Source organism: Streptomyces sp. 135 (genome assembly GCF_020026305.1).
In the GTDB taxonomy this organism is placed as follows: Bacteria; Actinomycetota; Actinomycetes; order Streptomycetales; family Streptomycetaceae; genus Streptomyces.
This window is the reverse complement of sequence record NZ_CP075691.1, coordinates 3,643,473-3,667,871: the sequence shown is the minus strand read 5'-3', so window position 1 is coordinate 3,667,871 and position 24,399 is coordinate 3,643,473. Positions and strand designations below refer to the sequence as shown.

The following is a 24,399-nucleotide window of genomic DNA, read 5'->3' as shown; positions in this document are numbered from 1 at the left end:
TGCCTATCGGCGCTGTCGGCGCTGCTGTTCGGTAGGCGTCGTAGCAGTCGACGGAAACTGACCGTCGTGGGTCTGCCGGACGCGGACCGAGGCTGCGAGGGTGGAGCGGCGACGGGCGGCTTCGGCTCGCCGATTGGGTGCCGGGTTGCAGCCGGTGTGCTGGATGCGGGTGATGAGCACGCGGGCGGGCTGTCGTGCGGTGGTCAACTCGCGCTGAGCCGCGGCTTCCCGAAGGAGTTGGTGGGGTTGGTGGCCGCGGGCTTCGGCGTCGGCGAGGACGGTGGCGAGCGCGGGCCAGGCTGGGTCGGTGAGGATGCGCTCGGCGTGGTCGGGGACGGCTGCCCGTACGTCGCCGGCCAGAATGCGGCTGGCTTCATCCCTGAGCGGTCGGGCTGTGAGTCCGGCGAGCGTCGGGGCGAGGGCCAGGTCGGCGGCCGTCTGGAGGTGCTGGACGGCCTGGCGGGCGGCGTCGGCCTGGTGGGCGTGGTGCTTTGCTTCGTGCCAGCGCGCGGCGACGATGGTGGCCCAGACGAGGGCTGCGACCAGGGCGGCGAGTGCGCTGCCGTCGGGGCCGGTGGCGGTGTGGACGATGTCGCGTGCCGCGCTGCGCAGGACGTGGGCGGCGCGGTCTTCGGCCCGGATCTGGGAGCGCTGGGCCCGGGCGAACGCCTTTGAGGCGACTTGGAGTTCGGCCTGCAGATGGGCGGGTGCCGTCTGGGCGGTGGCTTCGAGGAGTTCGCCGAGGGCGGTGATGTGGGCTTGGGCGTGGGAGTCTTCGGCGAAGTCGGTGTGGAGGGTGTCGAGTGCGTCGGTGGCTTGGTGCCACGGGGTGCTGGGGTGGTTGCGGCGGGCGGTGGGGTGTTCTTCGGGTCGGCTGGATTCGAGGCGGGCCTTGATTTTGGGCAGGGAGAGGTCGGGGGAGATCTTGCTTCCGGGGTGGTAGATCTGCTCGCCGGCCTCGTTGACGTCGCCGGGGCGGCCGGCGGCGTAGCCGAGGAGGTCGCCTGACGGGCCGCGCCGGATCTGAACCTCAACGCCGCTGGCTTCGAGGTAGGCGACAAATTCCTCGGCGCTGGTCACATGGGGGATGGCGGCACGGATGCGGTCCTGGAGCCACTCGGCGCTGGGCTGGTCCCAGCCGAGGCGTTCGGCCTTGTGCATCTCCGCCTGAGTCGGGCGACGGCTTCCGGTTCCGTCCCCCTTCTTCAACTGCCGTAGCCCGTAGTCCTTCTCGATCGCGCGGCACTCGTCACCGACGCGCACGCCGCTGCCGTGGAGTTTGGGACGGCAGCCGTCTTCGCGGACGGTGGTGGCGAGGATATGGATGTGGTCATCCGCGTGCCGTACGGCGATCCAACGGCAGCCCAGATCATCACCGGTCGGCGCGATACCGGCCGCTTCAACGATGCGCTGGGCGATCTCGCCCCACTCGGCGTCGGAGAGGTAACGGTCCTCGGGGGCGGCACGGACCGGGCAGTGCCACACATGGTCGGTGACCTGTTTGCCGAACTCGCCGTTGCGCAGCCGCACGGGCTCGTCGAGGTGGCGGGCGAGTTCGGTGAGGGTGGCGTTCTCGTCACGGCCAGGGTCGGGCATGCCGAGCATCGCGAACCCCGCCACGATGTGCGGATCGAGGTGCTCGTCGTGGCGGCCTGGGCCGTAGAGGTAGGCGAGCAGTCCGCGGGTGTTGGACCCGGCCGGTTTGATGGCGGCGATCACGCGGCTGCCTCCGTCTCCGGGTCGGCGGGCCGGCGCAGGGCTTCGGCGATCAGCTCCAGCAGCTGGTGGAGTTCGGTCAGGCGTTGTCGGATGTCGGGTGGGGTGTGGTCGCTGTTGAGGGCGCGGGCGATCTGGTTGACGTTGACGCCGATCCGGTTGAGCTGGCGCAGGACCTGGGCGCGGAAGACGTGGGTGCGGCGGCGGTCCTCGGACAGGGGCAGGTTCGCGGTGAAGTGGCCGGTGATGAAGGCGAGGACGATGTCGGCGGCGAAGCCCGAGTCACCCCTGTAGCCGTGCTCGGCGGCAGTCTCCTGGAGGCGGGTGTGCTCGTCGCCGGTGAAGCGCAGCGGGCCGACGCGCACGACGCGCTTGATGCCGGTGAAACGGCGGATCGTGGGCTGCGCGCTCTTCACGACAGGCTCACCGCCGACGCTCTCGGCGATGTCGGCGGCACGTACGCGGCGCAGAGTCTCGCACTGGAGGGTGTGGAGCATGTCCTCGTCGGAGCCGCCCTCGGCCCCGACGCCCTGGCCTGGCGCCCCCTGGTGCTGGGCCGTCTCCGCCACCCCCGGGGCGGAGACCACCGAAGACCGGCCTTCAGTCGGACTCGGGGTACTACTGGCTCCGCCCGGGGCAGGTCGTCCGAACGCGCGCCGCCAACGGTCCATCAGCGTAGGCGACTTCGTCAGCGGCAGCGGCTCATCGGGGACGTTCTCGGGGGCGAGCGGGTTGTGAGTCATGGACGGTTCTCCAGAGCGGGGTGGGGAGGGCGTGCGGGGCACGGCGGAGATCAGGCGGAGTTCGGACGGCTGCCGCCTCATCCACAGGTGGGGGCGATCGCGCGATTCTTGGGAGGCGGTATGGCGGGCCGGGTGACCGGAAGGGTTCCGGTCACCCGGCAGCGGTTGCGGTCAGCCGCCGGACCGATCGGTCTCGACAACGGCATCGGGCTCGGCCCGGAGGATCTCCATCACCTCGGTCAGCCGCTTACTGCCGACCGTCAGCCCTTTGTCCTCAACCGCCGTCCGCACGACGGCCCGGGTGAGCTTGCCCTGCTCAGCGGCAGCGGCCCGGCCGATCTCCACGAGTTCCTCAAGGGGCGCCCCGGGCGGACGGCCACCGCGCACCTTGCCCGCCGCAGCGGTGGCGGGCGGTTTCGGAGACTGGACGGATACAGCGGCCGACAGCCCAGCGGCCTGGACGGGCTCAGTCAATAGCTCGGCAGGCCCGAAGCGCCCGGCCGGAACTTCGCCGGACCGGCCGACCGCGATGGCCGGTGCCTCGGCGAGGTGGACGGATGTGGTGGCCGACGGTTCCGGCACCTGCACCGAATCGGGGCCTGAATGGTCGACATCAGGCTGTGCGACGAGTTCGTGGATCTGCCGCATCAGCACGCCGAAGGCCACCATCGCGGCGGCCGGGGGAACCGCGGCGACCACGTAGTCGAGCAATGGGACGCTGCCGGCGTCGCGCGTGCCGGTCACCCCGGCCACGTTGAGCCCGATGGAGCCGAATGATCCGATGGCGGTGATGCCGATGGCCCACGGGTCGGTGACGCTGCGCAGGCCCGCGCGGAGCATGAGGAGTTCGCCCGCGACGATGAACGCGTCCAGCGTCGCGGGCCACGCCCATCGGCGGATCGGAGAGTCGTGGAGTCCGTGCTGGGCGGCGACCTCGGCCAGGTGGGCGTAGGACAGCCAGAACGCACCGGCGGTAAGGGCCACGATGACGATGCCGGCCGCGCGGAGCACGTACTGCTCCGCGGGGAGCTTCGCCTTCGCTGGTTGCTTCTGACCGGGCTGGTCGCCGCGCGGCGGGCGGTCTCGGCGACGGGACATGAGAGGGACCTTCAAGCGGGGTACTCCTGGCGTAGTGTGGTGCGTATTTGCCGTCTTGGCCGTTGCAAGCGCAGGTCACAGCGGGTACGGCAACCGCCTCGGCCTTCCGTCCTGGCGTGTGCCGCCGACGTCGTGTTCCGAGTCGGAACACGACGTCGGCGCATCCTGGCGGGCCTGGTGCCGGCGTGGCCGTGCCCCGGGCCGGGACGGTGGCGTTGCGTCTTCCGTCCCGGTGGGCGGTGCTGTGACCTGCGCTGATACGGCAGGACGGTGAGGGACGGCGCAAGACGGATGCGGGCGGCGTCTTGGCGGTAGGGCTGCGATGGCGGATCGCGTTGCCGTCTTGGCCCCGGTTGCCGTCTTGCCGGTATGCCGTGTGACCTGCGAGATCACGGCAGGGACGGCAGGGACGGCAACAAGGGGGCGGGGTTCAGCCCGCGTCGAGTTCGCAGGGCAGGGCGTTCACTCAGTGAACGGCGGGTGGTTCACCGGGCGTGCCGCCTGGGGGTCCACTGAGTGGACGGTGGGGCAGTACCGGCTCCAGGCATCCAGGAACTTGTTGCGCATGTAGCCCTTGCGCTGGGTCCGGTCGGCCATGCGCACGTTGCCGGGCCTGATCTCGAACTCGCGCAGCATCCTGCCCAGTTCACGGGCGGTCAGCCCGCCCCGCCCCCACTCCGCCCACGGCGCCTCCGCGTCCTGGCGCAGGTGATGGAGGAGTTCCTCGGTGGACAGACTGTCCACCTCACGCTGGGCGTGGAAGACCCGGCGGATGTCGGCAAGGATCCGCGCTCCGCTCGGGTGGTCCTCCTCGGCCGCCACTTCGGCGGCGACCATCCGCGCGCACGCGAGGCGCGCCAGGCGGGGCCAGCGCCCGCCGGCGAGGTCGGCGACGATGGCCAGGGGTTCCCAGGTGTCTGCGGCGCGGTCCTCGACGGGCATGTCCGGCTCCAGGTTTGCGGCGTCGTCCAGCAGGGGCCTGGCCCACGCGGCGATGCGGTCGCGCAGATCGTGCAGGGCCGGGATGTCGCGGCGGGAGCGGAAGGGCTTGACCTTCTCGCCCTCGGCCCGGCGCCGCATGCGGATCACGACCGACCGGTCCATGACCGTGTCGGGCAGCTCGCCGATTCCCGCGATGGCCGCCATAGCGAAGGTCGCGAAGCGGTGCGGGGTGTGGTCGTTGCCCACGACCCGGGTCACGTACCGCCCTCGCTGGTGGCCGGCGTTGAGCAGGCCGCGCGTCTCCTCGTTCTTCTCCGCGACCTTCGGGCCGAAGATGGTGTCCGCCTCGTCCACGAGGAGCGTGGGCGGGTTGTCCTCGGAGATCGACCGGAAGATGGCCGCCGGGGTGGTGTTGATGGTGAGCATCGGTTCGTGGACCGTCTCGGTCAGCACGTCCAGCAGCCGCGACTTGCCGCACCTCTTCGCCGGGCCCACCACCGCCAGGCGCGGGGCGTGCTGCCACGCGGGCTGCAGGTGCGTCGCTGCCACCCACAAGGTGATCGCGTCGAGGGCCTCCTGGGAGGGCGGGATCACGAACTGGGCGATCTGCCCGCGCAGTTCGTCCAGCAGCTCGGAGCCGTACGTCGGCTCCGCATCGGATATTTCCTCCGGCCCGCTCGGGGTCTTCGCCTCGTCGGTGCTGCGGGCGTCCGCATCACTGCTGGGGCTCGGATCGGCGTCGTCGGCCTGCGTGGCGTGCAGGTGGGCGCCGGGTCGGCCGGGGATGGCCGCTGCGGGCCAGTTGGCCTGCGCGGGGCTGGAATAGGGTTCGGGGTTCTCGGGTTGCACTCGGCAGCTCCTCGTCTGGCGGTGGCGGGCTCGCACGCCCTTGCCGCCGGGTTGGTTCTTCCAGGGCCGTTCGGGGTTGCTCGGGCCTCCGGCGTCGCACCGCCGGGGGCCCACCCTCTTCTCGTGAGCGTTCGGTGATCGCGAGGGAACACGGACCGTACGTCCACGCCCCGGCAACAGTCCAGCGTTTCTGTGTCAGCTCAGCGCAGAACGGTCTGCTATGGTTCCCCGCTCTCACGCGGCCAGGCCCAGCAGGGCCAACAGGTCCGCGGTCACCACCCGGTAGGCGTTGCCCAGTCGCAGCACCTTGCACGGGTACTGGCCGCGCTTCGCCAGCTCGTACCCCTTGCTTCGCCCGAGCCCCAGCGCCCGGTTGCCTGTCTCCAGGTCAACGGCGGCGGGAAGCTCCAGCAGCTCCTCGCGGCTCTGCCCTTCACCCGGCAGACGAGTTCGTTCTCGCGCATGCGCGCTCCATCCATGACTGAGCCCTCGGCGAACACGGCGATCGCGCTCGTCTCCAGGTCATGGAATCAACGGTAGGCAAGTTAATGTGTCTGCATGACACAACGCCGTTTGGATGCTGGAAGGGACAGGGACGAGGACGACGTCCCGGAGTGGGTGGACCAAGTGATGGCCACCGTGGCCGCCGAGGTCCGCAGACGAAGGAAGGAGTTGCACATGAGCGCCCAGGACCTGGCCGACCGCTGCGAGGAGATCGGCCACCCGATCCCGCGCAACGTGATCGCCAACATGGAGTCCGGCCGCCGCGCCAACCTGCCCCTGGTCGACGTCATCGTCCTCGCCGAAGCCCTGGACACCTACCCGATCTGCCTGCTCTACCCCGTCGGCTACGTCGACCGAGTCCAGCGCCTCCCCCTGCAGCACTCCGAACGGACCTGGGATGCCATGCGCTGGTTCACCGGCGACAGGGAGGAGCTCGGCAGGGAAGACGCCATGCTCCGGTCCTTCCGCGCCCACATTCGCCACCAGCGCGCCGCCCTGGCCGCCCTGAAAGGCGAGAAGCACGAGCGCTGGAAAGCGGAGACGGCACCCAACAAAGCCGAACGCGAGGAAGCCCTCCTCGCTCAAGCCGACTACGCGGAAAGGGCGTTGGAAGCCAAGTACCGGCTTCGCAGCGCCCGCGCCTTCATCCGCGAAGACGCCGGCACACCACCGCACCTGCCGCCGGAACTCGCCGATGTCGACCCACCCGAAACCGCCCCCAACACCACCGAGGAGAACGATCTTTGAAGGGTTCCACCCACCGCCGCTGCTACTGCCGCGACCCTCACACCGGCAAGCCGCTCGGCAAGAAGTGCCCCAAGCTCTCCAGCCGCAAGCACGGCTCGTACTCCATACGCCAGGAACTCCCGCCCCGCGAGGACGGCACCCGCCGCTCCTTCAGCCGCGCCGGCTACGACTCCCTCAAGGTCGCCCAGGCCGACCTCGACCACGTGCGCGCGCTCGTCGGCCTGGCCGACGCCGACGACTCCGAGGGCCTGGCCCAGATAGCCGAGTTGCTGGAGAAGGTGGCCGACGAGAAGGCCCCGCTGCCGAACATCGAGGCGACCCGCAGGCGCCTCAGCCACGGCTTGGACCTGACGAGCAGGCTCACGGTCGGCGAGTGGCTGGACATGTGGCTGGCGGGCAAGAAGGGGCGAAAGAGCGCCATCAGCCGCGACGAGAGCAACATCCGGGTGCACCTCAAACCACGGATCGGGCATTACCGGCTCGACCGCCTCCGGGTCGCCCACCTGTCGGAGATGTTCGAGGCCATCGCCGAGGCCAACGTCGAGATCGCCGAAGGCAACGCGGCCCGCCGCAAGGCGTTCGAGGACCTCGCCGAGATCCCCTGGAAGGGCCGCGAGCCCCGAGCCCGCCGCAAGGCGATGAAGGCGGCCATCGCCGAGATGGAGCCCTACCGCCGCATCGTCGGTCCGGCCACACGCCAGCGCGTCCGCTCCACCCTGCGGGCCGCACTCAACGCCGCGATCGCCCAGCAGCTCATCACCTTCAACCCGGCCGCCCACGTCGAGTTGGAGGCGGGCAAGCGACCCAAGGCCCTCGTATGGACCGAGGAACGCATCCTCCACTGGAAGCGCACCGGCGAGAAGCCGTCGTCCGTGATGGTCTGGACGCCGGAGCACACCGGCCTCTTCCTCGACCACGTCGCGGATGACCGCCTGTACGCGCTGTTCCATCTGATCGCGTTCCGCGGTCTGCGACGGGGCGAGGCGTGCGGCCAGAAGTGGACCGACACCAACCTGGACGCCGGTCTCATCACTGTCGCCAAGCAACTCGTCGTGGACGGCTGGGAGGTGTACGAGGACGACCCCAAGACCGACGCCGGCGCGCGGACCATCGCGCTCGACTCCGACACGGTCCAGGCCCTCAAGCGGCACCGCGCCCAGCAGGACAAGGACCGTAAGGAGTGGGAGAACGCCTGGGTGGAGACCGGACGCGTCTTCACCAAGGAAAACGGCGAGATGCTCCACCCCGCCAACGTCACGCGACGGTTCATCGAGCTGTACGAGGAGATCGACCTCCCGCCGGTCCGGCTCCACGACCTCCGCCACGGTGCCGCGACCCTCGCCCACGCGGCCGGGGCCGACCTGAAGGACATCCAGGAGATGCTCGGCCACTCCTCGATCACCATCACGGCCGACACCTACACGAGCCTGCTCCCCGAAGCGGACCTGGCGATCGCCGAGGCCGCAGCCCGGCTCGTCCCGCGCGCCCGCGCCACCTCCGAAAACAGCGCCCCCGAAGCGGAGGCCAAGCCCGACGACGCGGAGCATCCCGGCCGGGAGTCCGTGCCGGATGATGCTGATCCGTCAGGAGCAATCTCGGAGATCAACTCTCCGTCCGCTCACGCACCGCTCACGCAAACGGCCCCGGACGAGGAGTCCGAGGCCGAGTAGGAGCCCTCCCTGGGGGAGAAATCCCAGGTCAGAGCGGTAACGCGTTGTGCCCCCGGCAGGATTCGAACCTGCGACACCCGCTTTAGGAGAGCGGTGCTCTATCCCCTGAGCTACGAAGGCGAGGCATGGTGGCGCCGCTCGGGTGGAGTGCGTCACCGCCGTCAGTGTAGCGGGTGGTCATTTCGGGGCCGGGGTTGTTCCGGGGTGCTGTGGGTTACTCGATGACGAGCTCGACGGGGATGTTGCCGCGCGTGGCCTTGGAGTAGGGGCAGTAGGCGTGGGTCTTCTTCAGGAGGTCCTCGCCGGCGGGGCCCTGGAGGTGGTCGGGGAGTTCGGCTCGCATGACCACCGCGAGGCCGAAGCCGCCGTCGGTGTCCTTGCCGATGCTGACCTCGGCGGTCACCGAGACGTCCGATACGTCGATCTTCTCCTGGCGCGCGATGCTGCCCATCGCGCTGGCGAAGCAGGCCGCGTACCCCGCGGCGAACAGCTGCTCGGGGTTGGTGCCCTTGCCGTTGCCGCCGAGGGCGGTGGGGAAGCCGAGCGGCAGGTCGATCTGGCCGTCGGAGCTGACGGCGCGGCCCTCGCGGCCGTTGGCGGTGGCTACGGCGGTGTACAGCGCGTCCATGGTGCGTCCCTCTTCCTCGGCGGGCGAGCAGCTCCGCGGCTTCGCGGTGGCTGCTCTGCGGATTGCACTAGTAGTAGAGCACGTAATTTAGTTGTGTGCAACTTAATTGTGAGGGATGTTGTTGTACGCTGTGGGTATGGAGAACGCATCCGTTGGCGCCACTGACGACCTGACCGCCGGCCAGGACTTCCTTCGGCTCGATCACCAGGTCTGCTTCTCGCTGCACGCCGCCGCCCGCGCCTTCAACGGCGTCTACCGCACCGCCCTCAAGGACCTCGGGCTCACCTACCCCCAGTACCTCGTGATGCTCGTGCTCTGGGAGGACGGCGAGCTGCCCGTCAAGAAGATCGGCGAGCGGCTCCGGCTGGACTCCGGCACGCTCTCGCCGCTGCTCAAGCGGCTGGAGGCGGCCGGGCACGTCGAGCGGCGGCGCAGTGTCGCGGACGAGCGCTCCGTCTCCGTACGGCTGACCCCGCAGGGCACCGACCTGCGCGAGAAGGCCCTCGCCGTGCCGCGCGCCATCGCCGAGTCCACCGGGCTCTCGCTCGACGAGGTGCGCGACCTGCGCTCCCGGCTCAACAAGCTCACCGCCGCGCTCGACGGAGGGACCGAGGACGCGTCGGACGGAGGCGCACGTGACTGCGTCCGGTGAGTGGCGGCAGCGCGCCGTCGCCGACGAGACCGCGGCGTTCGTCGCCCTTCTCGACGGTGCCGACCTCTCCGCCCCCGTGCCCGGCTGCCCCGGGTGGACCCTCCTCGACCTGGTCCGGCACACGGGAGGCGTGCAGCGCTGGTTCTGCGTACTGCTGCGGCAGGGCGTCCAGGAGCCGCCGAGGACCCGTGACGTCGAGCTGCGCCTGCCCGAGCGCCTCGACGCGTACCCCGCGTGGCTCGCGGCCGGCGGGGAGGAAGCCGCCCGGACCTTCGGCGGGATCGACCCGGACGCTCCGATGTGGGCCTGGGGCGCCGATCCGCACGCCCGGTTCTGGGTGCGGCGCATGCTGTACGAGACGCTGGTGCACCGCACCGACGCGGAGGCCGCCCTCGGGCTGCCGTCCGTGATCGACCCGGCGACCGCCGCCGACGGCGTGGACGAGTTCCTCGTCAACCTGCCCTTCGCCACCCCCTTCGCCCCCGGCGTCGCCCGCCTCCGCGGCGCGGGTGAAGTCATTCGCTTCCGCGCCACCGACACCGGCCATGACTGGTACGTCCAGTTGCGCGCCGACGGTTTCGGGCTCATCGCTGCCGGCGTCCACCAAGGCGCCCACCAAGGCGTCCACCAGAGCGCGCACGAGGGTGCGCACGCCTCCATTCACGCCCCCGCCGCCGACCTCCTGCTACTTCTCTACGGGCGCCTCGACCGTGCCGCCGACGCCTTCGCGGTCGCCGGTGACCAGCGGCTGTTGACGCACTGGTTCGACAGCTCCGCCTTCTGACGGCACGGCGCGGCACCGAGGCCACCGACGACCCCCTGCCGGCCCGCCCGCCGGTGTGTTACCTTGCGGAGAGCACGTTCGTACGTCCCATCGGGACGCCCGTGCCACGTTTTCTCTCCCGGTTCCGGGATCTCACTCAGAACAGACCATGCCGGTTCTCGGCAGAGCGTTCGGTTTTCCGGTCTGCTTCGTCTCTTCCCTCACTGCTCCTCACGCAGCAGTTCCCTCACCCGTCGTACGGGGCGTGTTCACACCGCCCCGCCGGGCCGCCTCCCGCGCATGTCCGCGAAAGGACCCACACCCATGACCCTCACCCACACCGCCCCGAGCACTACCGCAGCCGCCACCACAACCCGTACCGCCGCAACTCCCCTCATCTGCAATGGGGTTCTCGACATCGCCCGCGACGGCCGTGGATTCCTCCGCGGCGCCGGCTGCCTGCCCGCCTCCGACGACGTCCAGGTGCCCGCGCCGCTCGTCCGCCAACTCGGCCTCCGCAGCGGCGACTTCGTCGAGGGAGAGTGCGCGGGGCGGGCCCGTACGCTCACCGGCACGCACCGCGTCAACGGCCGGGTTCCCGAAGCCCTGCGCGGACGGCGACGGTTCGGGGAGCTGACGCCGCTGCACCCCCGCGAACGGCTCACCCTGGAGACCCCGGGCGGCGCGCTCGCCGGGCGGCTCGTCGACCTCGTCGCGCCCGTCGGCAAGGGGCAGCGCGGCCTGATCGTCGCGCCGCCGAAGACCGGCAAGACCGTACTGCTCCAGCAGATCGCGGCGGCCGTCGCCCGGAACCACCCCGAGTGTCATCTGATGGTCGTCCTCCTCGACGAACGCCCCGAGGAAGTCACCGACATGCGGCGCTCGGTCCGCGGCGAGGTGCTCTCCTCGACCTTCGACCGGCCCGCCAAGCAGCACATCGCCCTCGCCGAACTCGCCGTGGAGCGGGCCAAGCGCATGGTCGAGGACGGCCGCGACGTCGTCATGCTCTTCGACTCGCTGACGCGCCTGTGCCGCGCGTACAACAACGCGGCCGCGAGCGGCGGCCGCACCCTCAGCGGCGGCGTCGACGCGGCGGCGATCCAGGGGCCCAAGCGGCTCTTCGGCGCCGCGCGCCTCGCCGAGGAGGGCGGCTCCCTGACGATGCTCGCGACCGTCCTCGCGGAGACCGGATCCCGCGCCGACGACTACTACTTCGAGGAGCTGAAGGGCACCGGCAACATGGAGCTGCGGCTCGACCGCACCCTCGCCGACCGGCGCCTCTTCCCGGCCGTCGACGTCACGCCTTCCGGCACGCGCAGGGAGGAACTGCTCGTGCCGCGCGATGAGTTGACCGCCGTACGCGGGCTGCGGCGCGCCCTGCAGGGCAGGGACAGCACGAGCTCTCTGGAGACGCTGCTCGACCGGCTCAAGAAGACTCCGGACAACGCCGCGTTCCTGCGGCAGGTGCAGCAGACCGTGCCGGGGGCCGGCTCGGCGAACGGCGCTACGGCCGCGTGACGTGCACCCGGTAGTGGCCCTCGCCGTTCACTTCCGCCACCGTCACCCGCACCCCCGACTCGCGGTCGGTGAAGGTCTCGCCGGGGCCGTAGGGCGCGTCGGAGAGTTCGGCGTGGACGTTGGGCCTGCGGGTGCAACCCCCGCTGTCGGCGGTCGAGTCGGCGACCGTGACCGGGCCGTGGCCCGTGTCGACGTTCGCGTCCACGCGGTAGACGAGGACGCCCGGCTTGCAGACCGCCTCGTCGTTGCCGCCGGGGGTGCGGACCTCGACCGCGTACCCCGTCTTCTCGCTGAGCGGGACGAAGGCGAGCTTCGTGCCGCCGGAGCGGGCCAGCGGGGTCAGGAGGTGCTCGGTGGTGCCGGCCTTCGCCGCGCAGCTGACCTGGTCGTCGTCGAGCCAGCCCAGCTTCCACTTGTGCCAGGCGAGCAGGTCGTTGTTGGCGCCCCAGTCCTCGCTCATGATGTCCCAGTGGCCGACCGCGCCGCCGCCCTCGTGCGTGTAGAGGTCGGGCAGGCCGAAGACGTGGCCGTTCTCGTGGGGCAGGACGCGGTAGCCCGTCTCGTGGTAGCTGCCCGAGCCGTCGTCCTGGCGGCTGTAGACGAAGGACGCGTTGGCGACGGGCACGCCGTCCGCGACCGGCGCCTCGTGGTTGCCCGCGAAGGTCACCGACAGGACCGTGTCGAGCGCCGAGGGGCCCGCGTTCGGGGTGACCAGGACGTTCACGAGGTCGTACGCACGGAAGTCCACGTCCGGGTCGGCGGCCGCCACGATGTCCTCGACGAGTTCGCGGTAGCCGGGGTCGAAGGGGGCGCCGCGCTCTATCCCGTACTTCGCGAAGGGCTTGGGCATCCGGAGCCAGTCGGGCACTGGGGACTCGGGGCGGTAGTCGAGGCGCCCGTAGGAACTGGTGCGGAACCACTGCGAGGTCTGCGGGAAGAACTCCGCGAGACGGTCCATCGCGCTGCCCTCGCCGGGCGCGTCGGAGAAGTCGACCATGAGGTTCAGGGCCCGGACGGTGCCGGTGGAGCGTGAGTAGCCGGGCTGTGTCGGTACGCCCTCCGACATCTGTACGCCCATCGTGCCGCTGATCATGCACGGGCCGAGCGTGGCGCTTCGGGCCATCGACACCGATCCCGCCGCGCTGGGCGAATCCTCCATCAGGCGTCCGGTGCTCGCCGAGGTCGTGACCGCGAGGGCGAGTGCCGTGACCGACGCGAGGGCCACACTGCGGCGGGTGGCGGATATCCGTCGCCACATCGGCTGCTGCATACGTGGGCCTTCCACTCCGCGGCAGCCGCCGGTCCTGGCTGCACCCTGTTCGATCACCCTGTGTCGGGGGGTGCGCGGGCGCTCGCTGGGTGCGACCGATCGTGGGTTTTTCCGGCCGCGAGGTGTGAGGCAGGTCACATCATGAAGGGCTCGTTCGGGGAAATATCCGGGGACTGCCTCCCCGTTTAGACCTGTGTCCGCGCGAAACGGGGAACTACTCCCCGCATCGCACCGGATCACCCGAAGACCACTGACCCGCAGCTACCGATCAGAGGAGGAGCCGTGGAGGCCGCCACCGCCCCGCAGCGCCGAGCCACCCGCCCGCGGGCCGACGCCCTGCGCAACCGGGAGCGGATCGTCGCCGCCGCGCGCGAGATGTTCGTGGAGTACGGACCCGACGTACCCCTCGACGAGGTCGCGCGCCGGGCGGGCGTCGGCAACGCCACGGTGTACCGCCACTTCGCCGACCGTGCCGAACTGGTGCGCCAGGTCGTCCTGTCGGTGACCGACTGCGTCACCGTCCACGCCGAGCGGGGCATCGCCGCCGCGGACGCCGACGAGAGCGCGGCCTTCGACGCGCTGCGCACCTTCGTGCACGCGGCGGCCGACGAGCGCATCGGCGCCCTGTGCCCGATGCTGTCGGCCGGCTTCGACCCCGACCACCCCGACCTGCTCGAAGGCCGCGAACGCCTGGAGCGGGCCATCGAAGGCCTCATGGAGCGGGCCCGCGCCGCGGGACAGCTGCGCACCGACATCGACGTCGGTGACCTGATGATCGCCCTCTCCCAGCTCGGGCGGCCGCTGCCCGGCACGGCCTGCCCGAACATGGACCGCTTCGTCCACCGCCATCTCCAGCTGTTCCTGGACGGCCTGATGACGCCCGCCCGCTCGGCGCTGCCGGGGGAGGCGGCGACCCTGGAAGACCTCCGGCGACGCTGACCACTTTCGAACAACATCGACTTTTGCACCGCATAAACCTTTCATGCGGCGTTAACCCATTCGCACCGCATCAACCTTTCATGCGGTGTTAGCCCTTTCGTACCGCATCGACTTTTCGTACGGCATCAGCCCTTTCGTACCGCTAGGTGGCCCCATCCATGTCTGAAACATCCGGAACGGATCCGAGGCGCTGGAAAGCCCTCGTCTTCATCGCGCTCGCGCAGCTGATGGTCGTCCTCGACGCGACCATCGTGAACATCGCGCTGCCCTCCGCCCAGGAGGACCTCGGCATATCCGACGGCAACCGCCAGTGGGTCATCACGGCCTACGCGCTCGCCTTTGGCGGCCTGCTGCTCTTCGGCGGCCGCATCTCCGACCTGTGGGGCCGCAAGCGCACCTTCGTGACCGGCCTCATCGGCTTCGCCGCGGCCTCCGCGCTCGGCGGCGCCGCGACCGGCGAGGCCATGATGCTCGGCGCCCGTGCCCTCCAGGGCGTGTTCGGCGCGCTGCTCGCGCCCGCCGCCCTCTCGCTGCTCGCGGTGATGTTCACCGACGCCAAGGAGCGCGCCAAGGCCTTCGGCATCTACGGCGCGATCGCCGGTGGCGGCGGCGCCGTCGGCCTGATCCTCGGCGGTTTCCTCACCGAGTACCTGAACTGGCGCTGGACCTTCTTCGTGAACATCCCGTTCGCGGTGGTCGCCGCCCTGGGCGCGTACTTCGTCATCCGTGAGCCGGCCGGCGGCCGCAACCGCTCGCCGCTCGACATCCCCGGCGTGGTCCTTTCGACCCTCGGCCTGGTCGCGCTCGTCTACGGCTTCACCCGCGCCGAGTCCAAGGGCTGGTCGGACTCCGTGACGGTCACCATGTTCGTCGCGTCGGTCGTGCTGCTCGCCGCGTTCGTCCTCACCGAGGCCAAGGTCAAGTCGCCGCTGCTCCCGCTGCGCGTCCTGACCGAGCGCAACCGCGGTGGCGTCTACCTCTCGCTCGGCCTCGCCGTCATCGCGATGTTCGGCCTGTTCCTGTTTCTCACGTACTACCTGCAGATCGTCGAGGGCTACTCCCCGGTCAAGACCGGCTTCGCCTTCCTGCCGATGATCGCGGGCATGATCGTGGGCTCCACGCAGATCGGCGCCCGCCTGATGACGCGGGTCCCGCCGCGGCTGCTGATGGGCCCGGGCTTCCTGCTCGCCGCCGTCGGCATGCTGCTCCTGACGCAGCTCGAGGTCGGCTCCTCGTACACCGGGCTGATCATGCCGGCGCAGCTGATGCTGGGCCTCGGCATGGGTACGGCGTTCATGCCCGCCATGTCGCTCGCCACGCACGGCGTCGAGGCCCGTGACGCCGGTGTCGCCTCCGCGATGGTGAACACCTCGCAGCAGGTCGGCGGCGCCATCGGTACGGCCCTGCTGAACACCATCGCCGCCTCCGCGACCTCCGCGTACATCGCGGACCACGCGGCCGGTGCCGCCAACCCGAAGCTCGTCCAGGCGCAGGCCATGGTCGAGGGCTACACCAGCGCCATCTGGTGGGCGGTCGGCATCCTCGTGGTCTCCGCGGCGATCGCGGCGACGTTCATCAACACCGGCCACCAGGGCGGCCCCGCGGCCTCCGGCGACTCGGCGGAAGGCGTCGAGGACGAGGTGAAGATCCCGGTGCTGGCCCACTGACCTCCTTGGTCAGGACCTAACTGACCTCCTTGGTCAGGATCTAGCGGAGCCAGGGGAGGTCCGCCCCGGCCTCCTCCGGCTGAAGTCCCTCGGCGACGATCGTCATGATCTCGCCGAGGGACTTCTGCTGTTCCGGGGTGAGCCGGTCGAAGAGGGCCTGGCGGACGGCCGTGACATGGCCGGGGGCGGTCCTGCGGAGCACCTCGAAGCCCTCGTCGGTGAGGATCGCGAGCTGGCCCCGCTTGTCGGACGGGCAGTCCTCACGGCGTACCCAGCCACTCTTCTCCAGACGGGCGACGGCGTGCGAGAGGCGGGACCGGGTGATCTTCATGATCTTGGCCAGTTCGGTCATCCGCAGCCGCCGCCTGGGGGCGTCGGACAACTGGACCAATAGGCCGTAGTACATGTGCGGCATGCCCGCGTCGCGCTGGAGCTGACGGTCGAGGAAGTCGTCGAGAAGCGTGGTCGCCTGAAGGTAGACCCGCCAAACGCGCTGCTCGTCGCGGTTCAGCCAGTTCGGCTCGCCGTCCGGGAGAGGAGTGGGTGCCATATCCATGTACCCCACTGTACGAGGCCGCTCCTTGAATTTTGAACAAACCGCGCGTACGTTTGCGTCGAGTAGCTTGAGAGTTCAAGTAAATCGCCGGAGGCGTGTGATGACCCGTATGCCCGCCCTGTACCTCAGTCACGGCGCGCCGCCGCTCGCCGACGACCCGCTGTGGCCCGCCGAGCTGGCCGCCTGGTCGGCTCAGCTGCCGCGCCCCCGAGCGATCCTCATGGTCTCCGCCCACTGGGAAGAGGCCCCACTGGCCCTCGGCGCCACCGAGACGCTGCCGCTCGTGTACGACTTCTGGGGCTTCCCCGAGCACTACTACCAGGTGACGTACGCCGCGCCGGGCGCCCCCGAACTCGCCGCGTCCGTACGGAAGCTGCTGCGCGCGCCCGGCGTACCCGTCCAGGACGTGCCGGACCGGGGGCTCGACCACGGCGCGTACGTCCCGCTGGTCGAGATGTATCCCGAGGCGGATGTCCCCGTCCTCCAGATCTCCCTGCCCACGCTGGATCCGCGCCGCCTCATGGACATCGGCCGCAGGCTCGCGCCGCTGCGGGACGAGGGCGTGCTCGTCGTCGGCAGCGGTTTCTTCACGCACAACCTGGCCGCGCTGCGGCAGGGCGGCGTCCCTGCCTGGTCGGCGGAGTTCGACGCCTGGGGGCGGGAGGCCCTCGACGCGGGCGACGTGGACGCGCTGCTCGACTTCGGGCACAAGTCGCCGGCCGGGCGGCTGGCCCACCCGCGCACCGAGCACTTCGCCCCGCTCTTCGTGACGCTCGGCGCCGCCGACGCCCTGGGGGACCTCGGCGGGCAGCGCAGCGTGATCGACGGTTTCTGGATGGGGCTGGCGAAGAGGTCGGTACAGTTCGGCCAGGGCGGGCGCCCCTCCTGACCGAACGGCGCACCCAGGTCGCTAACGGAGCGGCTCTCCCAGCTCGATCGCCCGCAGGGCGGCGGCCAGGGCCTGCTCGTCGCCCACGTCCAGCGCCGTGTCCGTCAGCTTGATGACGTGTTCGTCGCCGTGCGCGAGGGCCCGCTCGAAGACCTCCTCGGCGGTGAAACTGCCGGGCGGGTCGCACGCCACCGGGGCATCCGGCGCGTACATGGCGGTGACCGCCGCCGACGCCGTCCACGCCGCGCGCAGGCTCGGCACCCACAGGGCGCGGGGGAGCACGGGCAGGGCGCGCAGCACGGCGTTCGGCGCCGTCGCCGCGTGTACGAGCATCACCTCGTCGCCGTGGCCGTGCGTGGCGTACCGGTGTGTGGCCGCCCGCACCAGCTCCGTCAGCCTGCGCCGCGCCTCCTCGGGGCCGTCCACCGAGGCGGCCCACACCGGCAGCGCCCGGACCCGGCCGAGGCGGGCGGGGAAGCCGCCGTCCGTCCGGTCCGCGAGGGCGGCACCGCGTCCAGGGCGGCGGCCGCGCTCTCGGCGCCCGGCAGCGCGGCGAGGCCGGTGACGGGTGGTGCCGGGCGGCCCAGTAGCCGAGGCCGTGCGCGAGCTCGGCGAGGCGGGCGCGGTCGCGCCGCCCGCCTCCAGGGTGCGCACGGCGTGCCCCACCCGGATCACCGGGTGCGTGGAGCCCCCGTACATCCCGGGCAGCAGCCGCGGCCACCAGCGGGCGAGCACCTCGCGCCAGGGGTGCGCGCCGAGCTCCCTGCCGAAGTACGCGATCCAGTCCGCCGCGCGGCGCGGGTCCCCGAGCGCCGCGCGCCAGTCGGCGTCGGTGACCGGCTCGACCCCGGCGGGAAACTCCTCCAATTTCGGGGCGTACAGATCGAGCCACTTGTGGACCGCCTCCGGCCGCCCGCGCGCGGCCAGTGCCTCGACGGCCATCGGGGCGTGGTTGGTGAGCCGCCCCTGCCGCTCGGGCCCGCGGGTGTGCAGCCGCTCCAGTGCCTCGTCGAGGATGCCGGTGGTGTCGGTGGCGGTGTCGGTGTCGGTGTCGGTGGCGGTGTTGGTGTCGGTCTCGATGTCCGTGCCGGGACCGGTGCCGATGTCGGTCATGCGGGGACGGTAGGCCGTCGGCCGGGCGTCCCGTAACGGCCCGGCGACCTAGGTCCGCGGGCCGAGAGGACGCTCGTACCAGGCGACGTCCCAGTACCGCCCGAACTTCCTGCCCACCTCTTCGTACGTCCCCACATGACGGAACCCGAAGCGTTCGTGGAGGCGGACCGAGGCCTCGTTCGGCTGGGCGATCCCGGCGTAGGCGCGGTGCAGGTCCTCGCCCTCCAGGGCGGCCAGGAGCTCCTTGTAGAGCAGCGTGCCGATGCCGCGCCCTGCGGCGTCGGGCGCGCAGTAGACGCTGACTTCCACGGATGTTGCATAAGCGGGGCGAGGCCGGAAAGGGCTACTGGTGGCGTACCCGAGCAGCCGGCCCGGGCGGGCCCCGGGATCCCGGTCCTGAGCAACCAAGAGGCGGTGAGGGCCGTCTTGGGGGTGGGAGAGCAGCCAAGGGCGGCGCTCTTCGGGCAGGAAGGCGACGGTGTCGAAGGTGACGGCCGTCTCACGTACATAGTGGTTGTAGAGCTCGGTGAGGGCGCTCAGGTCGCTCTCGACTCCCGGCCTGACCTGCACCTCTGTACGTCCGGACAGCATGTCCCCGCCCTCTGTCTCCCCTTGTGGCGCGACAGGGTACTGCACCGTCAGGAAAAAAGATGCGCGGCATGGGAATTCTGTCCGGATTCCAGTCGTTGTTTCCATCGGATGCAGGGCACCCGAGGGTGTGCCATCCGCCACAGAGGCCCCAGAACACAAGACCGACCAGGACCCTCCCAAGGGCGGCGAACAAGCCGTCCAGGGGAGACCCCAAACCGCAAGGGAGCACGCATGGCAACCCGTGCCGTCGCCCGTCGCAAGTCCGCCTCCGGCGAGACCGACGCGGCACGCAGTGTTCGCGCCGTAGGCGGGGAGATCGCCGACCGCGACCTGGTCGGCATGTACCTCGACGAGATCGCGCGTACGCCGCTGCTCGACGCCGCCAAGGAGGTGGAGCTGTCGCAGGTCATCGAGGCGGGCGTGTATGCCCGCAAGATCCTGGACGGCGAGGTCGGGGACAGCAAGGTCACCGCGGACCGCGAGGAGCTCGAAGCCCTCGTCGCCGACGGTGAGCGGGCCAAGGACGTCTTCATCCGCTCGAACCTCCGCCTCGTCGTCGCGGTCGCCCGCCGCTATCCGCGCAGCGGCCTGCCCCTCCTCGACCTGATCCAGGAGGGGAACGCGGGCCTGGTGCGCGCCGTCGAGAAGTTCGACTACGCCAAGGGCTTCAAGTTCTCCACGTACGCCACGTGGTGGATCCGCCAGGCCATCACCCGCTCGATAGCCGACCAGTCCCGCACCATCCGCCTCCCCGTCCACCTGGTGGAGGAGCTGGGCCGGATCCGCCGAGTCCAGCGCGAGTTCAACCGCGAGCACGGCCGGGAGCCGGAGCCCGCGGAGATCGCCGCGGAGCTGTCCTCGACGCCCGAGCGCGTCATCGACGTCCTGGACTGGGCCCGCGACCCCGTCTCGCTGAACATGGGGGTGGACGACCAGGGCGACACCCAGTTCGGTGACCTCCTGGAGGACACCTCGGCCGTCTCGCCCGAGCAGTCCGTCCTCTCGCTGCTGCGCAGCGAGGAGCTGGACGGCCTGCTCGGCCGCCTCGACCAGCGCACGGCCTCCATCATCAAGATGCGGTACGGCATCGAGGACGGCCGCGAGCGGACGCTGACCGAGGTCGGCAAGGAGCACGGGCTGACCCGCGAGCGGATCCGGCAGATCGAGAAGCACGCGCTGCTCGAGCTGAAGAAGCTGGCGCGGGACACGGGGTTCGACGCGGCGGCCTGACCTCGCGCCGCCGCGCGTCACCCCCGGGCGCTGCCGCCCTTTCCCCCCGCCCGCGTCAGTCGGCCGCCCATCTCCGTGAGGCAGTCCAGTAGCTCCGGGGGGCCGTGGGCCGTGAAGTCGCAGTCGGTCAGCGCCAGGCGGACCGCCAGCCACTCCAGGGAGTCCGTAACCGTGCCGCGCAGCCGGCAGTGGTGCTCGTGAGGGGCTGGGAGGGGCTCCACCGTGCCGAGCGCCGAGGGCAGCCGGGCCACGACGAACTCGGCGGGCGCGGCGAAGGTCACGTCGACGTCGTACGACTGCTGCCCGCGCCAGACCGACTGGCGGATGAACTCCGCGGCGTCCCCCTTCGGCAGCTCCCGCGGCACGAACCGTGCCCCCGTGGCGAACGGCTCGGCCACCCGGTCCACCCGGAAGGTCCGCCAGTCCTCGCGGTCGATGTCGTACGCCACGAGATACCACCGCCGTCCCGTGGAGACCAACCGGTACGGCTCGGTCAGGCGGCGTGACTCCGTGCCGTCGCCGGAGCGGTAGGAGAACCGCAGGCGTTCGTGGCCCGCCGCGGCCGACGCCATCACCGTCAGCGTCTCCGGCGCGATGCTCGCACCGTCCCCGCTGGTCAGCGGCATCGTCGCGGTCTGCAGCGCGGAGACCCGGTGGCGCAGCCGCGCGGGCAGGACCTGCTCCAGCTTGGCGAGCGCCCGCACCGACGCCTCCTCCACGCCCTCCACCGCGTGCCCCGCTCCAGCCCGCAGCCCGACCGCGATCGCCACCGCCTCCTCGTCGTCGAGGACCAGCGGCGGCATGGCCTTGCCCGCGACCAGCCGGTAGCCGCCGAGGGCGCCCTGCGATGCCTGCACCGGATAGCCCAGGTCCCGCAGCCGGTCCACGTCGCGCCGCACCGTGCGCCGGCTCACCCCGAGCCGCTCGGAGAGTTCGCTGCCGGGCCACTCCCGGGGCGTCTGGAGGAGCGAGAGCAGTTGCAGCAGCCGGATGGGGGTCTGCGCCCCCGTCGCCCCCGTCATGCGCGCGCCCGAGACGGCGTCGTCAGGCCCAGAGACGGCATCGGCATCCTCATCGGACCCAGGATCATCTTCATGCGACCCAGGATGCCGCCAAATAGGAACTGTTATGACCTACATGGCTTCTACTCTCCCGGCATGAGTTCTTCCACCACCCCCGTGCCCGAAGCCCCGCCGGAGGCGGACCGACGACGTTGGTTCGCCCTGGCCATCGTGATGACCGCCGCTTTCATGGACCTCGTCGACGTCACGATCGTCAACATCGCGATCCCGTCGATCCAGCGGGACGCGGGCGCCACGTACAGCCAGATCCAGTGGATCACCGCGGGTTACGCGCTCGCCTTCGCCGCCGGACTCATCACGGGTGGGCGGCTCGGTGACATCCACGGCCGCAAGCGGCTCTTCCTGATAGGAATCACCGGCTTCACCGTCGCCTCCGCGCTCTGCGGCTTCGCCGTCAACCCGGAGATGCTGGTCGCCTCCCGCATCCTCCAGGGCGGCATGGCCGCGCTGATGGTGCCGCAGGTGCTGTCCATCGTGCACGCGACCTTCCCCGCCCATGAGCGAGGCAAGGTGTTCGGGCTCTTCGGCATGATCGTCGGGCTCGGCGCGGTCTCCGGGCCGCTGCTGGGCGCGCTGCTCACCGAGTGGAACATCCTCGGCCTGGAGTGGCGGCCGATCTTCCTCATCAACCTGCCGGTCGGCATCGTCGGCCTCGTCCTCGGCCGGAAGTTCATCACCGAGTCCAAGGCCCCGAAGGCCCTCAAGCTCGACCTCGTCGGCGTCGTACTGGTCACGCTCGGCATGCTGATGCTGGTCTACCCCCTCACGCGGGGCCGTGAGCTGGACTGGCCGGCCTGGGGCTTCGTCATGATGGGCGGCTCCGTCGTCGTCTTCGGCGCCCTCATCGCGTACGAGAAGTGGAAGACCGCCAAGGACGGCTCGCCGCTGGTGGAGCTGTCGCTGTTCAAGGTGAAGAGCTTCGCCGCGGGCATCGCCGTGCAGACCGTGTTCGGTGTCGTGATGGGCGTCTTCTTCCTCGTCTGGACCATGTACATGCAGGCCGGCCTCGGCTGGAGCGAGCTGCGCGCGGGTCTCACCGGGGTGCCGTTCTCGATCGCCGTCTCGGTGGCCGCGGGCCTGTCCGTGCAGAAGCTGGTGCCCCGCTTCGGGCGCAAGGTGCTCCAGACCGGGGCGCTGACCATGGCCGCGGGCCTGCTGGTCTACATCTGGGAGGCGGACCGGTACGGCGCGGGCATCACGTCCTGGCAGATGGCGCTGCCGCTCGTCGTGATGGGCCTCGGCATGGGCCTGATCGTGGCGCCCCTGACGGACGCGGTGCTCTCGGAAGTACCGCGCGAGCACGCCGGTTCGGCCTCCGGGCTCATCAACACCGTGCAGCAGATGGGCACCGCGCTCGGCCTCGGTCTGGTGTCGGTGGTCTTCTTCGGGGTCATCGACGAGCGGGTCCCGCGGAGCCGCATCCCGGCGGAGTTCACGGCCGGGTTCCAGAACGCGCTGTGGTGGGTCGCGGGCGTGCTTGTGATCATCTTCCTGCTGATGTTCGCACTCCCGGCGAAGCCGAAGCAGCACGTGGAGGGCGGCGCCGAGGCGCCGCCCGCGGACGCCGTCCCCCGAAAGGAACCGGCACTGACCCCCTGACGCGGGCCTCCCCGCGCCCCACAAGGGGCGCGGGGAACTGAGCAGCGTGGCGCTGGACTTGCCCCGTCAGGGGCGCGGGGAACTGCGCGCGCAACCCCCGACGGCCGGCAGCCGAGAGGAATCCGCCACCGGGCTCGTGTCCCGTCAGCGTGGCGCTGGACTTGCCCCGTCAGGGGCGCGGGGAACTGCGCACTCAACCCCCACGACCCGCAGAGCCCCAGCCCTCCGCAACCAAGAAGCCCCGCAGCCAAAAACCCCGGCAGCCGAATAAACCGCCCAGCCCAGCGGAGCGCTACCGCTCGGCCTGCACCGCCGTCACATCCAAGGACTCCAGCACCGCCTTCGGATCACCCCCCTCGGCCACGGCCTCGCCAACACGCTCCCGCACGGCAGCCCTGACCTCAGGCCACGAGCCGAGGTTCGTCGGCTGGAAGCGAGCCTGCGGCATCTGGTCGATGAAGTCCCACATGGGCCGCTGCCCAGGGTCCTTGCGCAGCGCGTCGGACGCGGAACCGGTCACCGGCAGCGCGGACTGACCGCCGCCGTACGCCACCGCGGACTCGCTGCCGTACAGGTAGCTCAGAAACATGCCGCACTGCTCCCGCCGCCCGTTCCGCTTGAACGCCATCAGCCAGTCGTTGAGCCCCACCGGCGGCGCGGCACCGCCGAGCTTCTTGGGGAACGGGGCGTGCGCGTAAGGGAACTTGGCCCGGTCCGCGGCGCCCATCAGGACCGGGTGGGCGATCATCATGCCGATCCGGCCGCGCAGGAACTGGGCGTACGCGTCCGTCCTGGTGAGCTTCGCCGGGTCCGGCCCCGCGAGCCCCTGGGCGACGAGGTTGTCCCGCAGCCAGGTCAGGGTGTCGATGTTGCCGGGGCTGGCGAAGTCGTAGCCGGTGAGGCCGGAGTAGCCGCCACCGTCCGCGAGCAGCCAGGCGAGCGCCTCGTCCTCGGCGGCCTCGGGGCCGAGCTGGAGGCCATAAGGGGTGGGCACGCCGAGCGCCTTCAACGCCTTGGCCACGTCGTGCAGTTCGGCCCAGGAGCGGGGCGCCTTGACGCGGGCCTGCTTGAAGAGGGCCTTGTTGTAGAAGAGCCGCGGGGTGCTCGCCAGGAAGGGCAGGCCGTACTGGACACGGTCGACCATGCCCGCCTCCGCGTAGGAGCGGATGAAGTCGCCTTCGGTGCGGACGTCGAAGAGGTCGTCGGCGCCGTAGAGCCGGTCCTCCTCGGCGTAGGGGGCGAAGAAGTTGGACTGCGCGATGTCCGGGGCGTCGTCGTCCTTCACGCGCCGGGCGAGCGTCTGGTCGAGCTTGGCGAACGGGACGCGTTCCAGGGCGACTTGGACGTCCGGGTGTGCCTTCTCGAAGGCGGCGACGACCTTGTCCCACTGGTCACCGATCGAGGAGCCGACGCTGTCGTCGTAGCTCGCGACGAGGAGCTTGAGGGGCGTGTCGGTCGCCGCGGAACAGGCGGTGAGACCGGCGGTGCCGAGCGCGGCGGCACCGCTGAGGCCGACCGCGTGGAGAAGGAACTGCCGACGACGCACCGCTGCTGCCACCTCTTGCCTCTACGGATCTACGGATCTACGGATCTACGGGTGTACGGGTCCACGGGTCCTGCCGGAATCGCGCCG

21 protein-coding genes, 1 tRNA gene and 1 pseudogene are annotated in these 24,399 nt (G+C 70.8%); 10 read left to right on the top strand and 13 right to left on the bottom strand.

What is annotated here, in order from left to right; all coding sequences use genetic code 11:
* Nucleotides 1-3 precede the first annotated feature (3 nt).
* The 5 genes from KKZ08_RS16435 to KKZ08_RS16415 all read right to left on the bottom strand — a co-directional run bounded on the left by KKZ08_RS16435 (nt 4) and on the right by KKZ08_RS16415 (nt 5,792).
* Nucleotides 4-1,719, bottom strand: coding sequence for a relaxase/mobilization nuclease domain-containing protein (locus KKZ08_RS16435; RefSeq protein ID WP_223775168.1), 1,716 nt, complete (start codon nt 1,717-1,719; stop codon nt 4-6).
* Complete coding sequence (locus tag KKZ08_RS16430; RefSeq protein WP_223779081.1) at nt 1,716-2,285, bottom strand: MobC family plasmid mobilization relaxosome protein; 570 nt, start codon at nt 2,283-2,285, stop codon at nt 1,716-1,718. Before KKZ08_RS16430 ends, KKZ08_RS16435 begins: the two co-directional genes overlap by 4 nt.
* Before the next feature lie 345 nt (nt 2,286-2,630).
* Nucleotides 2,631-3,557 (bottom strand): DUF2637 domain-containing protein, encoded by a 927-nt coding sequence (locus KKZ08_RS16425; protein WP_223775167.1) that lies wholly within the window; start codon nt 3,555-3,557, stop codon nt 2,631-2,633.
* Between the two features lie 462 nt (nt 3,558-4,019).
* Nucleotides 4,020-5,348 (bottom strand): DUF3631 domain-containing protein, encoded by a 1,329-nt coding sequence (locus KKZ08_RS16420; RefSeq protein ID WP_223775166.1) that lies wholly within the window; start codon nt 5,346-5,348, stop codon nt 4,020-4,022.
* A gap of 234 nt (nt 5,349-5,582) precedes the next feature.
* Complete coding sequence (locus KKZ08_RS16415; RefSeq protein ID WP_223779080.1) at nt 5,583-5,792, bottom strand: hypothetical protein; 210 nt, start codon at nt 5,790-5,792, stop codon at nt 5,583-5,585.
* Nucleotides 5,793-5,906: 114 nt separating this feature from the next.
* On the opposite strand from KKZ08_RS16415, the gene KKZ08_RS16410 reads away from it, so the two are divergent.
* Together KKZ08_RS16410 and KKZ08_RS16405 are read left to right on the top strand one after the other, a co-directional pair.
* Nucleotides 5,907-6,599, top strand: a complete 693-nt coding sequence (locus tag KKZ08_RS16410) for a helix-turn-helix transcriptional regulator (RefSeq protein ID WP_223775165.1) — start codon at nt 5,907-5,909, stop codon at nt 6,597-6,599.
* A complete protein-coding gene (locus tag KKZ08_RS16405) occupies nt 6,596-8,269 on the top strand; it encodes a site-specific integrase (protein ID WP_223775164.1) in 1,674 nt (557 codons plus the stop codon). Before KKZ08_RS16410 ends, KKZ08_RS16405 begins: the two co-directional genes overlap by 4 nt.
* Before the next feature lie 47 nt (nt 8,270-8,316).
* On the opposite strand, the gene KKZ08_RS16400 is transcribed toward KKZ08_RS16405, so the two are convergent.
* Both KKZ08_RS16400 and KKZ08_RS16395 read right to left on the bottom strand, forming a co-directional pair.
* Nucleotides 8,317-8,389 (bottom strand) — tRNA-Arg (locus KKZ08_RS16400).
* Nucleotides 8,390-8,483: 94 nt separating this feature from the next.
* Nucleotides 8,484-8,897 (bottom strand): organic hydroperoxide resistance protein, encoded by a 414-nt coding sequence (locus tag KKZ08_RS16395; protein ID WP_223775163.1) that lies wholly within the window; start codon nt 8,895-8,897, stop codon nt 8,484-8,486.
* Nucleotides 8,898-9,033: 136 nt separating this feature from the next.
* On the opposite strand from KKZ08_RS16395, the gene KKZ08_RS16390 reads away from it, so the two are divergent.
* The 3 genes from KKZ08_RS16390 (at nt 9,034) to rho (ending at nt 11,830) form a co-directional block, all read left to right on the top strand.
* A complete protein-coding gene (locus KKZ08_RS16390; protein ID WP_223775162.1) occupies nt 9,034-9,549 on the top strand; it encodes a MarR family transcriptional regulator in 516 nt (171 codons plus the stop codon).
* Nucleotides 9,533-10,333, top strand: coding sequence for a maleylpyruvate isomerase family mycothiol-dependent enzyme (locus KKZ08_RS16385; RefSeq protein ID WP_223775161.1), 801 nt, complete (start codon nt 9,533-9,535; stop codon nt 10,331-10,333). Before KKZ08_RS16390 ends, KKZ08_RS16385 begins: the two co-directional genes overlap by 17 nt.
* A 303-nt stretch (nt 10,334-10,636) precedes the next feature.
* The gene (gene rho, locus KKZ08_RS16380; RefSeq protein WP_223775160.1) at nt 10,637-11,830 is read left to right on the top strand and encodes a transcription termination factor Rho; all 1,194 of its coding nucleotides are present in this window, start codon (nt 10,637-10,639) and stop codon (nt 11,828-11,830) included.
* On the opposite strand, the gene KKZ08_RS16375 is transcribed toward rho, so the two are convergent.
* Nucleotides 11,817-13,100: a M6 family metalloprotease domain-containing protein gene (locus KKZ08_RS16375; RefSeq protein WP_223775159.1), complete on the bottom strand. Its 1,284-nt coding sequence runs from the start codon at nt 13,098-13,100 to the stop codon at nt 11,817-11,819. The genes rho and KKZ08_RS16375 overlap by 14 nt on opposite strands.
* 282 nt (nt 13,101-13,382) lie before the next feature.
* Here KKZ08_RS16375 and KKZ08_RS16370 point away from each other — a divergent pair, with 282 nt between their 5' ends.
* Together KKZ08_RS16370 and KKZ08_RS16365 are read left to right on the top strand one after the other, a co-directional pair.
* Nucleotides 13,383-14,039: a TetR/AcrR family transcriptional regulator gene (locus KKZ08_RS16370; protein ID WP_223775158.1), complete on the top strand. Its 657-nt coding sequence runs from the start codon at nt 13,383-13,385 to the stop codon at nt 14,037-14,039.
* Between the two features lie 158 nt (nt 14,040-14,197).
* On the top strand, nt 14,198-15,706 hold the full coding sequence (locus tag KKZ08_RS16365; protein ID WP_223775157.1) for an MFS transporter: 1,509 nt from the start codon (nt 14,198-14,200) through the stop codon (nt 15,704-15,706).
* Between the two features lie 40 nt (nt 15,707-15,746).
* Here the strand turns inward: KKZ08_RS16365 and KKZ08_RS16360 are convergent, their stop codons facing one another.
* Nucleotides 15,747-16,262: a MarR family transcriptional regulator gene (locus KKZ08_RS16360; protein ID WP_223775156.1), complete on the bottom strand. Its 516-nt coding sequence runs from the start codon at nt 16,260-16,262 to the stop codon at nt 15,747-15,749.
* Between the two features lie 109 nt (nt 16,263-16,371).
* On the opposite strand from KKZ08_RS16360, the gene KKZ08_RS16355 reads away from it, so the two are divergent.
* The gene (locus KKZ08_RS16355; protein WP_223779079.1) at nt 16,372-17,151 is read left to right on the top strand and encodes a class III extradiol ring-cleavage dioxygenase; all 780 of its coding nucleotides are present in this window, start codon (nt 16,372-16,374) and stop codon (nt 17,149-17,151) included.
* Nucleotides 17,152-17,172: 21 nt separating this feature from the next.
* Here the strand turns inward: KKZ08_RS16355 and KKZ08_RS16350 are convergent.
* Together KKZ08_RS16350 and KKZ08_RS16345 are read right to left on the bottom strand one after the other, a co-directional pair.
* Nucleotides 17,173-18,255: pseudogene (locus tag KKZ08_RS16350) on the bottom strand (questin oxidase family protein).
* 57 nt (nt 18,256-18,312) lie between these two features.
* Nucleotides 18,313-18,855 (bottom strand): GNAT family N-acetyltransferase, encoded by a 543-nt coding sequence (locus KKZ08_RS16345; protein ID WP_223775155.1) that lies wholly within the window; start codon nt 18,853-18,855, stop codon nt 18,313-18,315.
* A 231-nt stretch (nt 18,856-19,086) separates the two neighbouring features.
* Between KKZ08_RS16345 and KKZ08_RS16340 the strand changes: the two genes are divergently transcribed.
* The gene (locus KKZ08_RS16340; protein ID WP_223775154.1) at nt 19,087-20,085 is read left to right on the top strand and encodes a sigma-70 family RNA polymerase sigma factor; all 999 of its coding nucleotides are present in this window, start codon (nt 19,087-19,089) and stop codon (nt 20,083-20,085) included.
* A 17-nt stretch (nt 20,086-20,102) separates the two neighbouring features.
* Here KKZ08_RS16340 and KKZ08_RS16335 read toward each other — a convergent pair whose 3' ends face one another.
* Nucleotides 20,103-21,107, bottom strand: a complete 1,005-nt coding sequence (locus tag KKZ08_RS16335; RefSeq protein WP_223775153.1) for a WYL domain-containing protein — start codon at nt 21,105-21,107, stop codon at nt 20,103-20,105.
* A gap of 135 nt (nt 21,108-21,242) precedes the next feature.
* Between KKZ08_RS16335 and KKZ08_RS16330 the strand changes: the two genes are divergently transcribed.
* Complete coding sequence (locus KKZ08_RS16330) at nt 21,243-22,766, top strand: MFS transporter (RefSeq protein WP_223775152.1); 1,524 nt, start codon at nt 21,243-21,245, stop codon at nt 22,764-22,766.
* 292 nt (nt 22,767-23,058) lie between these two features.
* On the opposite strand, the gene KKZ08_RS16325 is transcribed toward KKZ08_RS16330, so the two are convergent.
* Nucleotides 23,059-24,312: an extracellular solute-binding protein gene (locus KKZ08_RS16325; RefSeq protein ID WP_223775151.1), complete on the bottom strand. Its 1,254-nt coding sequence runs from the start codon at nt 24,310-24,312 to the stop codon at nt 23,059-23,061.
* Nucleotides 24,313-24,399 lie beyond the last annotated feature (87 nt).

Bases quoted from the DNA above. Each gene is read 5' to 3' on its own strand.
- KKZ08_RS16410 (WP_223775165.1), top strand. From the start codon at position 5,907: ATGACACAACGCCGTTTGGATGCTGGAAGGGACAGGGACGAGGACGAC.
- KKZ08_RS16345 (WP_223775155.1), bottom strand. From the start codon at position 18,855: ATGCTGTCCGGACGTACAGAGGTGCAGGTCAGGCCGGGAGTCGAGAGC.
- KKZ08_RS16360 (WP_223775156.1), bottom strand. From the start codon at position 16,262: ATGGATATGGCACCCACTCCTCTCCCGGACGGCGAGCCGAACTGGCTG.
- KKZ08_RS16335 (WP_223775153.1), bottom strand. From the start codon at position 21,107: ATGACGGGGGCGACGGGGGCGCAGACCCCCATCCGGCTGCTGCAACTG.
- rho (WP_223775160.1), top strand. From the start codon at position 10,637: ATGACCCTCACCCACACCGCCCCGAGCACTACCGCAGCCGCCACCACA.
- KKZ08_RS16330 (WP_223775152.1), top strand. From the start codon at position 21,243: ATGAGTTCTTCCACCACCCCCGTGCCCGAAGCCCCGCCGGAGGCGGAC.
- KKZ08_RS16365 (WP_223775157.1), top strand. From the start codon at position 14,198: ATGTCTGAAACATCCGGAACGGATCCGAGGCGCTGGAAAGCCCTCGTC.
- KKZ08_RS16395 (WP_223775163.1), bottom strand. From the start codon at position 8,897: ATGGACGCGCTGTACACCGCCGTAGCCACCGCCAACGGCCGCGAGGGC.
- KKZ08_RS16355 (WP_223779079.1), top strand. From the start codon at position 16,372: ATGCCCGCCCTGTACCTCAGTCACGGCGCGCCGCCGCTCGCCGACGAC.
- KKZ08_RS16390 (WP_223775162.1), top strand. From the start codon at position 9,034: ATGGAGAACGCATCCGTTGGCGCCACTGACGACCTGACCGCCGGCCAG.
- KKZ08_RS16340 (WP_223775154.1), top strand. From the start codon at position 19,087: ATGGCAACCCGTGCCGTCGCCCGTCGCAAGTCCGCCTCCGGCGAGACC.
- KKZ08_RS16375 (WP_223775159.1), bottom strand. From the start codon at position 13,100: ATGCAGCAGCCGATGTGGCGACGGATATCCGCCACCCGCCGCAGTGTG.
- KKZ08_RS16425 (WP_223775167.1), bottom strand. From the start codon at position 3,557: ATGTCCCGTCGCCGAGACCGCCCGCCGCGCGGCGACCAGCCCGGTCAG.